A 13,447-nucleotide genomic window follows, 5' to 3' on the forward strand; every position below is an offset into this window, starting at 1 on the left:
GCTCAAGCACCGCACCCTCTACCAACCCGGGCACGAACAAACAGCCTGACCAAGCCCACAGACCTTGACCGAACAGATAGAAGCACCCCCCTGCCGACTATTCCAATAGCCCACTAGGCGGACAGCTATCCGCCTAGAAGGACCGACCGGAGCAGCTCTCGTGCCTGATCACTCCCAACACGCCCGCCAACTACGTGACATCGCTGACGCGCTCGACGCCATGATGCAGCCGATCGAAGACGCCCTCGCGCCGCACCCAGACACCCTGGGCATCGTCAGCAACCGGCACACCAAACGGGGGCAACTCAACTACGCCGTCCCCGAAGTTCTCCAACTTCAGCGCCGGATCCGCCGCTACCATGCTGATCACGGCCTTCAGCACGGTGATGTTGTCGCCCTCGCCCTCGACACCTGGCTGCGAGCCAAGGGCTATCCGCCTGACCTCAGACCACCCCAGGTGCAAGCATCATGACCGGGACGCGCGATCAACTCCCGCTGGCCGGCTCTCGACGAAGCCGCCTTTCGCAGGGGGAACCAGCCGAGATCCCATCTCGCTCCTGCTTCCGAAGGCCAGTCCGCTCTCATGTCTCTTGAGTAGCATTGCTATCTGTTAGCAACTGCCGCCCGGAATGGGGCTATGGATGTTCGTTTCGGCCGTGTACCTCCGCTTCTTTCGCTCGTTCAACTTCGACTACCTGCGCAAGGCACATAATTCCTTCGTCCCGGATCCTTGGGACGTACTGGAGTCCGGGGACCTGCAGTACCCGTTCGTGAAGGTTCCGCTGGAGGACAGCGTGACCACGATCGTAGGCGCCAACGAGTCCGGCAAGAGTCAGTTGCTGTCGGCGATCAAGCATGCCCTCAGCGGCGAGGGAATTGAGCGTGGCGATTTCTGCCGCTACTCACAGTTCTTTGCCGTCAATAGGTCAATGGCGTACCCAGACTTCGGACTTGAGTTCAAGAATATTTCGGCCAGTGAACGGCAAGCCTTGACCAAAGCGTGCAAGGGAAGAGTAAGCGACGACGGGTTCGACAGCTTTCTCCTGTTTCGTATCGGAGCCAAGGACCCGGTGATCTATCTGCGCCAGGGTGAGGAGTGGACTACCTACACCCTCAGGGACGCCAACTCTGTCGCCGACCTCCTGCCGAGCTGGTTCGAGATCGACGCTACGGTCGCACTGCCGGAAAGCGTCCCCTTGAAGTACCTCGCAGGCGGTGGAGCCGCCTCTTTGCGTACCAGCCCCCGCAAAGAACGCCAAGTGTTCATCAACACCCTGATGGAGAACGCCTCCTCATGGTTCAGCACCGCCGAGCAGATCACTGCGGCAGCACCAAGCGTCGTATCCGCGTTCACCTCCGCCAATACAGGTGCCGGAAACCGCGAGGATCAGCTTCTCCTTGTTGAAGACCTATTGCTGAAGGTAGCAGGCATCGACAGGAGTGCATTTCTGGAACTGCTCGACGCCGTGGACGCCAGCAAGGACGGCTTCGCCAACGGCATCGTCGAGCAGATGAATCGCGAGCTCGCGGCTTCCTTGAACTTTCCCAGATGGTGGTCACAGGACCACCAGTTCGAGCTGCGGCTGACCCTCCGGGATCAGGACCTTGTTTTCACGATCAGAGACCGAACGGGAACAGAGTACTCAGCCGACGAGCGCAGCGGCGGCCTCAAGTACTTCCTCAGCTATTTCGTGCAGTACCTCTCTCACGAGCCACCGGCATCCGGGGCCCCGGAGATCCTGCTGATGGATGAGCCGGACGCCTACTTGTCCAGTTCGGGCCAGCAGGATCTCCTGCGAATCTTCGAAGACTTCGCCCATCCACAGGACCCGAAGCGTGCACCCTGCCAGGTCGTGTACGTGACGCACTCACCGTTCCTGATCGACAAGAACCACGGCGAACGCATCCGGGTGCTGGAGAAGGGCGAAGGAGACGAGGGCACACGCGTCGTACGGAACGCGTCCCGCAATCACTACGAGCCGCTGCGCTCGGCGTTCGGCGGCTTTGTCGGAGAGACCACCTTCATCAGCAACTGCAACCTGATGCTCGAAGGCATGTCGGACCAGATCCTGCTTGCCGGCATGTCCGCGCGACTGCGGCAGCAGAAGGCGCCGGCGCTCGACAACATTGATCTGAACGCGCTGACGCTGGTTCCCGCGGGTTCGGCCTCCCACATCCCGTACATGGTGTACCTCGCCCGGGGGCGCGATGCAGACCGGCCGGCGGTCATCGTTCTGCTGGACAGCGATGAGGCGGGCGACAAGGCCCGTAAGGGGCTGCAGCGCGGGCCTCAAGGTAAGAGACTGATCGACCCAGATCTAATCCTGCAACTGGGCGACGTTCCGGGAGACAAAGTCGCCAGCACCGCACCTGACGGTGTACGCACCATCGAAGACCTTATTCCCCTGGCGATCGGCGTCTCCGCCGTGAAGCGCTATGCGAATGACTTCCTGGAACCCGAACAGTCCCAGCAGCTTCAGTCGTTGGACGTCGGTGACGTGGATTTCTCGGACTGCGACGGCACGCACGAAGCCCTCGCCGCGGCCGCCCAGTCCAAGGTGCCTGGTCTACATCTGGACAAGGTGGGACTGGCCCGAAGCGTCACCGACTCGATCCGGCACGGCTCCGGTCTCGACGATGCGTTGCACGCCATGGATGCCAATTTCCGTGCGCTCTTTCGTGAGCTGAACCGCAGGCAGCGACAAGCCATACGGGAGATCACCAGCGAGAAGACCCGTGACAAGATCAAGCGGCTGAAGCGTTCTTTCCTTCTCGATCACCCTGCAGGCGCGACACGGGCAGATGCAACGCTACTCCTTGAGGACATCGACGCAGTCCTGGACGACTCGGTGGATGCCGAGGACCTCAGGAGCGAGATGCGCCGCGTGCGGCGCCGCTTCGAACTGGACGACGATCCCAACGAGATGATCAACGACTTCGACGCGTTCCGCGACGAACTGGAGACGCTCGTCTACCGGGAAGTCAACGAAGCCCAGCAAGAATGAACCACTCCGCAGCCAGCAGGCCATTCGGCTCGCTGTCAGGGCGAGGCACAGTTGCCTCGCCCTGACAGGGATCACCTCAGCTCAAGCGACCGTGGAACTGTTACCGCCACCGGGTCTGTAAAGCTAGCGGTGTAACTGGGGTTGGTGTGGCTAGAGTTGGCCTGCGGTGAGGCGGCCGTCGAAGGCCATGTCGAAGGCGTTCATCGCGCCCTTCCAGCGCATGGTCCAGCGTTTGCGGCCGGCGCCGGTCGGGTCGAGGCTCATGACAGCCATGTAGACGCACTTGAGCGCGGCCTGCTCCGTCGGGAAGTGCCCGCGGGAGCGGACGGCCTTGCGGATGCGGGCGTTGACGCTCTCGATGCTGTTCGTCGTGCACACAATGCGGCGTATTTCCGCATCGAACTGGAGGAACGGCGTGAACTCGGCCCAACTGGACTCCCAGAGGCGGACGATCGCCGGATACTTCTTCCCCCAGACCTCGGCGAACTCCAGGAACCTGGTCGTGGCCGCGTCCTCACTCGGCGCGGTGTAGACGGGCTTCAGCGCCTTCGCGATCTTGTCCCAGTCCTGCCGGGCCGCGTATCGGAACGACGCCCGCAGCAGGTGAACTACACACGTTTGCACCACAGTTCGCGGCCAGACCTCGCCGACCGCGTCGGGCAGCCCCTTCAGCCCGTCGCAGACCAGCATCAGGACGTCCTCGACGCCTCTATTCTTCAGCTCGGAGAGCACCCGCAGCCAGTGTTTCGCGCCCTCGCCACCGTCACCGGCCCACAGTCCGAGAATGTCTCGGTGCCCCTCAGCGGTCACCGCCAGAGCCACGTAGATCGGCCTGTTCGCTACTTGGCCATCGCGAATCTTGACGTTGATGGCGTCTATGAAGACGACCGGGTAGACGCGGTCGAGCGGGCGGTTCTGCCATTCGGCCATGCTGTCCATCACCTTGTCGGTGATGGTGCTGATGGTCGTCTTGGACACGCTCGCGCCGTAGACCTCGGCCAGGTGCGCGGAGATCTCCCCGTGCGTGAGGCCCTTCGCCGAGAGCGAGAGGACCATCTCGTCCACACCCGTCAGCCGGCGCTGCCGCTTCTTGACGATGGCCGGCTCGAAGGAGCCCTCCCGGTCACGGGGCACGTCGATCTCGACCGGCCCGATGTCCGTCAGCACCGTCTTGGACCGGGTGCCGTTACGGGAGTTCCCGCCGTCCTTGCCCGCCGAATCGTGTTTGTCATAGCCGAGATGGTCGGTGATCTCGCCCTCCAGGGCGGACTCCAGAACCGTCTTGGTCAGCTGCTGCAACAGGCCGCCCTCGCCGGTCAGCTGCAGGCCCTTGCTCCGGGCCTGCTCGACGAGCTGGTCGATCAGCTTCTGCTCGACCGCCGCAGTCTCCAGCGACGGTTCCGCCTGGTCATCGGCGGCCACGAACTCGGTCACGGTGTCAGTCACTTGATGTCTCTTCCATGATCATCAATTACACCGGTGAGCGTACAGACCCGAGGGGCGAGGCGGCGGCATAGGCGTTGACGGTCAGCACGGTTGCTCCGATGTGTCCTGTTGCGTGTTGGTCGGTGCTGGGGGCGGTTTCAGGAGTACGGCGGCGGTCGTCGTGACCGCGAGCGGCCATCCCGTATTGCCATGCGATTGCCGGGGCGGCGGGGAGCGGGTGGACGGCTTCGATGCGCAGGCCGTCGAGGATGAGGACGACACCCCGACGTCAGGCCTCGTGGGGCCGGCAAGCCATTGGCGCGAGTGGGAGCGTCCCGGAGTACCGGGCGGCCATTCTCCACAAACCACCGACGGAATACACCCCATCGGCCACACCCGGTCCTGCCGGACCGCCCAACATTCCTAAGGAACTTCCCAATCGTGATGTCAAGCCGCGAGTGTGACGGGAGGTGAAGAATGGAAACACTCTCCGTCACGGATCATCGCCCACAGAACGTTGAGGCGTCGGCGTGCGAGGGCCAGCAGGGCTTGCTTGTGTCCCTTGCCCTCGCTTCGCTTCCGGTCGTAGTACGCCTTCGAGGCCGGGCAGCATTGCAAGCTGACCATGGCCGACAGGTACATGGTCCTGAGCAGACCGCGATGGTAGCGCCTGGGCCTGCGGAGGTTGCCGCTGACGCGTCCAGAGTCACGAGGTCTGGGGGCCAGGCCGGCGAAGCCGGCCAGGCGGTCGGAGCTGCCGAAGGCGTCCATGTCTCCGCCGGTCGCGGCGATGAACTCGGCGCCGAGTCTGGCGCCCATGCCGGGCAGGCTCAGGATCACCTCGGCGTGCGGATGCTCGCGAAACCGGGCCTCGATCAGGGCATCGAGTTCCGCGATCTCCTCATCGAGGGCCATCACCCCCTTCGCGAGACGGGCCACCATGGCAGCGGCCAGCTTCTCACCGGGCAGCGCGGTGTGCTGGGCCTGCGCCGCCTCCACGGCCGTCTTCGCGATCGAGGCGGCACCTCTGACACCCCTGTTCCTCAGCCAGGTCTCGATCCGTCTGGTGCCCGCCCGGCGGATCGCGGCCGGAGTCTGGTGAGCGGTCAGCAACAGGACATGCCCCTTGCGGGTCAGGTCGAGCGACCGCTCCAACGCCGGGAAGATCTCCAGCAGTTGAGCACGAAGCCGGTTGATCTGCCGGGTACGGTCGAAGACCACGTCCAGGCGCCTGGTGGTCAGGGTGCGCAGGTCGACAGCGATCTCGTCACCGGGCCGCAGCAGGCCGAGGTCCCGGTGGACGCGGGCCTGGTCGGCGATGACGAAGGCGTCCTTGGCGTCCGTCTTCCCCTCGCCGCGGTAGGTCGCCGAGGCCCGGTAGACGGCGAGGCCGGTGAGATAGACGAGTATCTGCTCGCCGACCCCCGAGAACCCCGCTCCAGCGGGGCCGTCATGGGGTTCTCGCACTTGCGGGGTCCGCAGGAGGGGATGGTCCGCATTCGCATACCGAAAGGCCTGCGTGCCGTGGTGCTCCTCAAGAGCGATGACCGTCATCAGGCGATCTCGCCGGCAGGGATGAGCCGCATGTACCGTGCCCCTTCCTCATGTCCCACCGCATGGCGGCTGCGCCGCGGTCCCCGCCGATGTGTGCGACCAGCGCCGTCTGCAGGAAACGCGTCCTGCACCTCAGTCTCGCAGCCGACCGAACGGGTCTTCCCCGTGGCGGCCGCCGACCGGGAGGTGCGCACGTGATCCGCCGGTCGGCCTTCCCCTCCGCTCGGGGCCCGGTCAATGGATGTGGGACCCGCCGTTGACGTCGTACGTCACGCCGGTGAGGTAGCCGGACTCGGGCCGGGCCAGGAAGGCGATGACGGCGGCCACGTCCTCGACCGCGCCGATGCGGCGTACGGGAACGTCCGCGATCATGGCCGCCTTGCGCTGCTCGTCCAGCTTGCCTTGGGTGATGTCGGTGTCGATCAGGCCCGGGGCGACGGAGTTGACGGTGACTCCGGACGGGCCGAGTTCGCGGGCGAGCGCCTTGGCGAAGCCCAACAGGGCGGCCTTGGCCGTCGAGTAGGCTACTCCGCCGAACACCCCACCCCCGCGCTCGGCGGAGACGGACGACAGGAAGACGATGCGGCCGAACCCGCGCTCGGCCATCCCGGCAGCCACCCGGTGGGTCACCAGGAAGCTCCCGCGGACGTTGACCTCGAGGATCCGGTCCCATTCGGCGGGCGTGACGTCGAGGAAGCGGGTCGGGGACGTGATCCCCGCGTTGTTGACCAGGGCGCCGACCGGCGGGAGCGCTGCTTCGACCGCCCCGACGGCGGCGTCGACCGCGTCGGCATCGGTGACGTCCGCGGCAAGTCCGAGGGCTTGCACCCCGTGCCTGTCAGCGACTTCCCGGGCGGTGTCCTCGGCGGCCTCCTTGTCCAGGTCGAGGACGGCGATGTGGTAGCCGGCAGCTGCCAGGGCGTGCGCGGTCGCGCGGCCGATGCCGCGCCGGGAGCCGGCGCCGGTGATGACGGCGGTGCGAGGGGTGGGGTCGGTGCCCATGCGGTGCTCCTGAGAAGGGGGGGAAGAGGAGTGGACGGGTTCAGAGTTCGCGGCGGACGCGTTCCTTGATCGCCGCGACGGAGAGGCCGTAGCGGTCGTGGAGCGTGGGCAGCGCGCCCGCGGCGAGGAACTCGTCCGGCAGCCCGATCGGGACGATGCGTGCCGTCTGCTGAGCGAAGGCCAGACAGGACGCCACGGACTCGCCGAGGCCCCCGACGACGCTGTGGTTCTCTAGCGTTACCACGAGGCGTCCCTGGGCGGTCTCCCGCAGGACCGTCTCGCGGTCGAACGGTTTGATCGTCGGTACGTGGAGGACGGCGACGTCCACCTGGTCGTGCGCGAGTTCCTCGGCCGCGGTCAGGGCCCGTACCGTCATGAGGCCGGTGGAGATGAACAACACGTCGCGTCCGCCGCGCAGCCGCGCCGCCTTGCCGAGTTCGAACCGGTAGTCGTACTCGTCGAGGACGGTCGGTACGGCTCCGCGCAGCAGCCGCATGTAAGTGGGGCCGGGGTGGGCGGCCAGTGCCGGGACAGCCTGTTCGATGTCGATCGAGTCCGCGGGGTCCACGATCGTCAGGCCGGGCATGCCCCGCAGGATGGCCAGGTCCTCGGTCGCCTGGTGGCTGGGGCCGTAGCCGGTGGTCAGGCCGGGCAGGGCGCCCACGACGTTGACGTTCAGCTGCGGCTCGGCGATGTCGAGGCACAGGAAGTCGTAGGCGCGGCGGGTGGCGAAGACGGAGTAGGTGGAGGCGAACGGGGTCAGGCCCACCTCGGCCAGACCCGCGGCCGCGCCCAGCATCGCCTGTTCTGCCATGCCCATCTGGAAGAAGCGGTCGGGGTGGGCGTCCCGGAAGACGTGCATGTCGGTGTACTTGGCGAGGTCCGCGGAGAGTCCGACGATGTCGGGTCGTTCGTCGGCGAGCCGGGCCAGCGCGTGTCCGAAGGGCGCCTTGGTGGTGCGCTGGCCCTCCTCGGCGATCGAGGCGATCATCGCGGAGGTGGTGAGTTTGCGCTGCGGGGCCTGGGCCGGGACGGAGGTGCTCATCGGGCGGTTCCCTCTTCCTGGGCGGCGGTGTGGTGACGCTCCGTCAACTGGTCGCGGGCGAGCTGCCATTCGTGTTCCTCGACCCGCATGAAGTGGGCTTTCTCGCGCGTCTCCAGCATCGGGACGCCGCATCCGATCCGGGTGTCGCAGATGACCACGGCCGGTGAGCCGCGGTGCCCGCGCAGGCTGTCGAAGGCCGCGAGGAGCGCCTCGATGTCGTTGCCGTCCACGCGGATGGCGTGCCAGCCGAAGGCCTCCCACTTGGCCGTGACCGGCTCGGTGCGCAGCACGCCCTTGGTCGGGCCGTCCGCCTGCAGGGCGTTGACGTCGACGATGGCGGTGACGTTGTCCAGGCCGTGGTGGGCGCAGGCAAGTGCCGCCTCCCAGGTGGAGCCCTCGTCCAGTTCGCCGTCGGAGAGCAGGTTGTAGACGCGTGCGTCGCTGCCCTGGTGGCGCAGGCCGAGCGCCATGCCGGTGGCCACGCCGAGGCCATGGCCCAGGGAGCCGCCGGAGATCTCCATGCCGGGCGTGTAGGAGGCCATGCCCGACATGGGCAGGCGCGAGTCGTCGCTGCCGTAGGTGGCGAGCTCGCCGACGTCCAGAACGCCGGCCTCGGCGAGCGCCGCGTACAGCGCGATCGCGTAGTGGCCGATCGAGAGCAGGAACCGGTCGCGCTGCTGCCAGTCCGGCTCGGCGGGACGGTGGTTGAGGACATCCTGGTAGACGACGGCCAGGATGTCGGCCACGCCCAGCGCCTGTCCGATGTAGCCCTGGCCCTGGGTCTCCCCCATGTCCAGCGCGTGCATACGGATGCGGTAGGCGGAGTCCTTCAGGGCGCTGACGCGCCGGGTCGACGGAACCGCTGTTCCGACTGCCTGAGGGGACATCACGTTGATCCTCGTCTCTGTCAGGGGGTAGCAGGGAGAGGGGCTTGGGCGGACGCGGTCACCGCCCGGTCGGCTGCCCGGCGTTCGTCCACGCCCCATGTCTCGCGCGTCACCAGCGCCGCCACGAGGCCCAGCAGCCCGTAGCAGCTGAAGAGGATGGCGGGCCCGGTCCAACCGGTGGCGGAGTAGAGCGCCGTGGCGATCATCGGTGTGAACCCGGAGACCACAGCGGACAGTTGGTAGGCCAGGGAGGTTCCGGCGGTACGGGTCCTGGTCGCGAACAGCTCGCAGAACCAGGCCCCTTGGACACCCGCGAGAGAGTTCTGGCAGACGGCGTAGCTGATCAGGAAGGCGAGCAGGACGAGTGCCGCGGCTTCGGTGTTGACGGACAGGAAGAGCGGGAAGCCCCAGGCGACGCTCACCGCGCAGCCCAGCAGATAGACCGGGCGGCGGCCGATCCGGTCCGAGAGGCGGCCCCAGAGCGTGGTGGCGGCGATACCGAGGGCCGCGGCGGTCACCAGGGCGGTGAGGGTGGTGGTGCTCGAGACGTCGGGGGCGTCGCCGTCGTCCAGGTAGGACAGCACGAAGGTGACCGAGACGGCGTACCCGGCGGTCTCCGTGATGCGCAGGCAGAAGGCCCGCAGGACGTTGCGCCAGTCCTCCCGGATCACCTCGAGCAACGGGTTCTTGACGACTTCGCCGGACTCCTTGAGCGCCTCGAACTGGGGCGACTCGTCGATCTTGAGCCGGATGAAGATGCCGACCGCGATCAGGACGGAGCTGAGCAGGAACGGCACGCGCCAGGCCCAGGTGTCGTTCAGGGTGTGCCGGCTGAACAGGAAGGCGAGGTTGGCGAGCAGCAGCCCGACCGGGAAGCCGGCCTGGGTGATGCCCGTGTACAGCCCACGCCGCCGCCACGGAGCGTGTTCGAAGGTCATCAGGATGGCACCGCCCCACTCGGCGCCGAAGGCGAGCCCCTGGATCACCCGGACGACCACCAGCAGCACCGGCGCCCAGATCCCGACCATCTGGTACGTGGGCAGGCAGCCGATCAGTACAGTCGCGATGCCCATCAGCAGCAGGGAGCCGACCAGTACGGGCTTGCGGCCGATCCGGTCGCCGAGGTGTCCGGCGATCACACCGCCGAGCGGCCGTGCGGCGAAGCCGATCCCGAGCGTCGCGAAGGACAGCAGGGTGGCCGAGAGCGGATCGGAGTCCGGGAAGAACACATCACCGAAATAGAGAGCGGCGGCCGTCCCGAAGCCGATGAAGTCGTATGTCTCGATGGTCGCGCCGACCCCGCACCCGACGGCGACCCTCAGACGCTCAGGCGACCCGTGCGCCGCCTGCTGCGGCGCCGAGAACTCAGCCATGCCGATCCTCCTTGATCGTAGGCGAGCGAGCCGTCCCGGGCTCGCTGTTGGCTGTCGACTGTTAACAGTCGAGAAATGATGCTGGGCCCGATGAAGAGACGTGTCAACCCTCCCGGCGGGCAAACTGCCGACTGTCAGCAGACGACAGCTGGGCTACTATGATCGCTCGCGGCGTTGAAAGGGGTTTCGACCGTGTCCGGTCAGGCGCTGTCCAGTCTCACCCGCTCGACGACCCTCCGGGAGCAAGCGCTCGTGGCCCTGCGGACGGCCATCACCACCGGTCAGTACCGCCCCGGCGACCACCTCGGAGAAGTGGAGATCGCCGAGCACCTGTCGGTGAGCCGCGGCACGGTACGCGAAGCTCTACGCCACCTCCAGCAGGAGGGGCTCGTCACCGCGGGAGCCCGCGGCATGCTGCGCGTGTCCCAGCTGACCCCGACCGAGGTGCGGGAACTCTTCCAGGTAAGGGAAGCCCTCGAAGGACTCGCGGTTGCGCAGATCATCGCGTCACCACGCAGACAGGACGCGGCCGAAGCACTGCGCAAGGCACTGGAAAAGCTCCACGACGCCTTCAAGTCAGGAGCGGATCTTGCCGCGAAGGTCGAGGCCGATCTCGGCTTCCATCTGCTGCTGTGCGAGCTCTCCGGCAACTCGATACTCCTCAGGACCTGGCGGCAGCTCGAGGGACCCATGCGCGTGGTCATCATGAGCGCAGCCGGCGAACGCCGTGATGTAGCCATGTCCGCGACCTCCCACGCGCCCATCGCCGACGCGATCGCACGCGGAGATGCGGCGGCTGCCCAGGCGATCCTGCACGCGCACATGACCTCGGCGATCGAGCAGCTGGGCATCGAACACGACGGCACCCGTGAGACCGCCTGACCCTGGACCGACGTCTGCTGCCGGACTGACTCTGGACGAGGTGACAGGACGTTGCAGTGTGGCGGTGCGTCCGGAGCCGTCGGCTCGCCACGATCTGCCCGTCGGCCGACGGTGATCGAGACGCAGGGCCCAGCGTCCGCGTACGACGGACGGTCCGTGCGCCGAAACGGCCTTCCGCCACGGGATGGCGAGCTGCGAGTGACGAGGCCGGAGCCCACGCGCCGGGACGGGCTCCGGCGTGTGGCCTTACCGGTGGCCGGGCGCTGCGACGTCGTCGACGTCCCGTTCGTGACCGAGGCGTCCTCGGCGCACTCTTCCCTCGCCCTCCCCGGCCGGGTGCACACGGCCCACTACCGGGCTGCGGGCAGCCAGCCGATCGCCCTGCCCGGGCCGCCGGACGACCTGGAGATCTTCAAGGGGAGGAACTGGAAGTAGGCGCCGGTGTCGGGGAGTTGGCCGAGGTTGGCGAGTCCTTCGATGAACACGGCGCCACCGCCGAGGCCCTCGACATGGACCGGGCCCCCGTCCTGCGCGGCTCCCATGCTGGGGGCGTCCGTACCGATGCAGCGCACCTCGCGGTCGAGCAGGTGGCGCATGCAGTCGACGTCCGGGGCCGGCCACCCGGGGGCTTGTTTCAGTACGGCGACGTCGTAGGCGTATCCGCGCCCGCCGTTGCGGCTGGTGAAGTAGCGGTCCCAGCCCGTGCGGAACAGGGCGATGTCTCCGGCTTGCAGCGTCCGGTGCTGCTTCTCCCAGCTCTCCACGTCGTCCTTGGTGATGAAGGGGCTGGTGCCGGGTGCGGCGCCGCGGGCTTCCACGGCCGTGACGTCGATGACCGCGGCGGCGCCGGAGAAGACCCTCACGTCGACCATGTCACCGGTGATGGGGTCCGCTCCCGTGTGGGCGTGCTCCGGGAGGAAGTGGGAGGGGGCGTCGAAGTGGGTTCCGATGTGCTCGTCCAGCAGCAGAGCCTCGGTGAAGTACGAGCCGCAGTGGCTGCGCAGCACGTGGTGACCCTCGTCCACGTCCTCGAACCAGTTCCAGATGTGCCGGAGAAAGGGAACGTGGGGCGGCCAGGTGGTGGGCAGTCGTTCGTCGAGGGTGAGGGTGAGGTCGACGAGATCGTGATCGGTGAACATGTCGGTCTCCGTATGCAGTTGGGCGGTCTCCGTATGCGGTTGGTCAGTTGTAGGGGCCGGCCGACGGCGGGTAGGTCCGCTGCAGCACCTTCTGGGCCTCGGGCGAGGTCAGCGTCCCGGTGGTGACCAGGGGCTCGTTGAGCGGGATGCTCTTCTTCACCGGCTTGCCGAGCATGGCGTTGACGTCCTGGATCACGCCCTCGATCCCTTGTCCGACGGCCTCCTGCAGGAACAGTCCCTGGATGGCGCCTTCTTTGAGCAGCGCGACGGTGGTGGGGCTGCCGTCGGCGGTCGCGAGGGCGATCTTGCCGACCGATCCGCGGGTCTTCAGCACCTTGGCCGCGCCCGTGCCGGCCGCGTCGTACATGCCGTAGATGCCGGTGATGTCGGGGTGGGCGGTGAGCAGGTCGTTGGTCTGGGAGACCGCCTCGCTGACGGTCAGGCTGTGGCTCTGCAGGATCTGCACCAGCTTGCAGCCGTCGCGCTTGAAACTTTCCCGCGCTCCCCGCAGGTACTTCTGAGCGTTCTCCCTGTCCTGTGGGAGCGACAGCATGCCGATCTTGTTGCCGCCGCGCTTCTTGGCCTGCCGGCAGACGAAGCTTCCCTCGTCGACGCCCGTGCGGTAGTTGTTCGCGGTGATCGCGGACGTGTAGTCGGTGGCGCCGGGCTGGGGGCCTATGCCGGCGAAGGAGATGGGCACCTTGGCGGCTTTGGCCGCCGCGAGGACCGGTGGGGTGCTGGTGGAGCTGACCGGACCGATGACGATCATGTCGGCTCCGGCGGCGATCGCGGTCTTGACGTTGGCCAGTTGCGCGCTGGGCGAGTTGTTGGCGTTGTACCGGGTGACCTTGAGGCCGTGCTTGCGGGCCTCCTGCTGGACGCCGGAGTAGACCCATTGCCAGTAGGAGATGTCGAGCGAGGGAGCGAGGTAGGCGACCTTCATGCCCTTGACGGTCTTGGCCTGGCCGGGGGTGGCCGAGCTGTTGGCCTGACAGCCGACCGCGGCCAGGGCCGTGGCCAGGACGGTTGCGGACAGGGCGAGCGGTCGGCGGGCCCTGCGGTCTCTGCGGGAACGGGCTGAGCGCATGGGTTGGTCCTTTCTGGGGGTCTGCGGGTGGGGTGCTCGCCGGCGGGC

The 13,447-nt window shown here is 67.1% G+C and carries 10 protein-coding genes and 1 pseudogene; 2 read left to right on the plus strand and 9 right to left on the minus strand.

What is annotated here, in order from left to right:
• Positions 1 to 190: 190 nt before the first annotated feature.
• The gene (locus ACFY1U_RS49710) at positions 191 to 382 is read right to left on the minus strand and encodes a hypothetical protein (protein WP_390700725.1); all 192 of its coding nucleotides are present in this window, start codon (positions 380 to 382) and stop codon (positions 191 to 193) included.
• 259 nt (positions 383 to 641) lie between these two features.
• Between ACFY1U_RS49710 and ACFY1U_RS49715 the strand changes: the two genes are divergently transcribed.
• Positions 642 to 3,005 carry an AAA family ATPase gene (locus ACFY1U_RS49715; protein ID WP_390700726.1) on the plus strand — a complete coding sequence of 788 codons (2,364 nt, stop codon included), beginning with the start codon at positions 642 to 644 and terminating at the stop codon, positions 3,003 to 3,005.
• Positions 3,006 to 3,155: 150 nt separating this feature from the next.
• On the opposite strand, the gene ACFY1U_RS49720 is transcribed toward ACFY1U_RS49715, so the two are convergent.
• The 6 genes and pseudogenes from ACFY1U_RS49720 to ACFY1U_RS49745 all read right to left on the minus strand — a co-directional run bounded on the left by ACFY1U_RS49720 (position 3,156) and on the right by ACFY1U_RS49745 (position 10,291).
• Positions 3,156 to 4,427 carry an IS256 family transposase gene (locus ACFY1U_RS49720; protein WP_390700777.1) on the minus strand — a complete coding sequence of 424 codons (1,272 nt, stop codon included), beginning with the start codon at positions 4,425 to 4,427 and terminating at the stop codon, positions 3,156 to 3,158.
• 450 nt (positions 4,428 to 4,877) lie between these two features.
• Positions 4,878 to 5,843 (minus strand): annotated as a pseudogene (locus tag ACFY1U_RS49725) (IS110 family transposase); the annotation flags it as partial.
• Between the two features lie 375 nt (positions 5,844 to 6,218).
• Complete coding sequence (locus tag ACFY1U_RS49730) at positions 6,219 to 6,986, minus strand: SDR family NAD(P)-dependent oxidoreductase (protein WP_390700727.1); 768 nt, start codon at positions 6,984 to 6,986, stop codon at positions 6,219 to 6,221.
• 40 nt (positions 6,987 to 7,026) lie between these two features.
• On the minus strand, positions 7,027 to 8,031 hold the full coding sequence (locus ACFY1U_RS49735; protein WP_390700728.1) for a transketolase family protein: 1,005 nt from the start codon (positions 8,029 to 8,031) through the stop codon (positions 7,027 to 7,029).
• Positions 8,028 to 8,918: a transketolase gene (locus ACFY1U_RS49740; protein ID WP_390700729.1), complete on the minus strand. Its 891-nt coding sequence runs from the start codon at positions 8,916 to 8,918 to the stop codon at positions 8,028 to 8,030. The genes ACFY1U_RS49735 and ACFY1U_RS49740 overlap by 4 nt, the downstream gene beginning before the upstream one ends.
• A gap of 20 nt (positions 8,919 to 8,938) precedes the next feature.
• Positions 8,939 to 10,291, minus strand: a complete 1,353-nt coding sequence (locus ACFY1U_RS49745; protein WP_390700730.1) for an MFS transporter — start codon at positions 10,289 to 10,291, stop codon at positions 8,939 to 8,941.
• A gap of 192 nt (positions 10,292 to 10,483) precedes the next feature.
• Here ACFY1U_RS49745 and ACFY1U_RS49750 point away from each other — a divergent pair, with 192 nt between their 5' ends.
• Positions 10,484 to 11,173 carry a GntR family transcriptional regulator gene (locus tag ACFY1U_RS49750; RefSeq protein WP_390700731.1) on the plus strand — a complete coding sequence of 230 codons (690 nt, stop codon included), beginning with the start codon at positions 10,484 to 10,486 and terminating at the stop codon, positions 11,171 to 11,173.
• 350 nt (positions 11,174 to 11,523) lie between these two features.
• Here ACFY1U_RS49750 and ACFY1U_RS49755 read toward each other — a convergent pair whose 3' ends face one another.
• Together ACFY1U_RS49755 and ACFY1U_RS49760 are read right to left on the minus strand one after the other, a co-directional pair.
• Positions 11,524 to 12,312 carry a cyclase family protein gene (locus ACFY1U_RS49755; protein ID WP_390700732.1) on the minus strand — a complete coding sequence of 263 codons (789 nt, stop codon included), beginning with the start codon at positions 12,310 to 12,312 and terminating at the stop codon, positions 11,524 to 11,526.
• A 43-nt stretch (positions 12,313 to 12,355) separates the two neighbouring features.
• Positions 12,356 to 13,399, minus strand: a complete 1,044-nt coding sequence (locus ACFY1U_RS49760) for a substrate-binding domain-containing protein (protein WP_390700733.1) — start codon at positions 13,397 to 13,399, stop codon at positions 12,356 to 12,358.
• Between the last annotated feature and the right edge of the window lie 48 nt (positions 13,400 to 13,447).

Source organism: Streptomyces sp. NPDC001351 (genome assembly GCF_042896045.1).
Classification (GTDB): Bacteria; Actinomycetota; Actinomycetes; order Streptomycetales; family Streptomycetaceae; genus Streptomyces.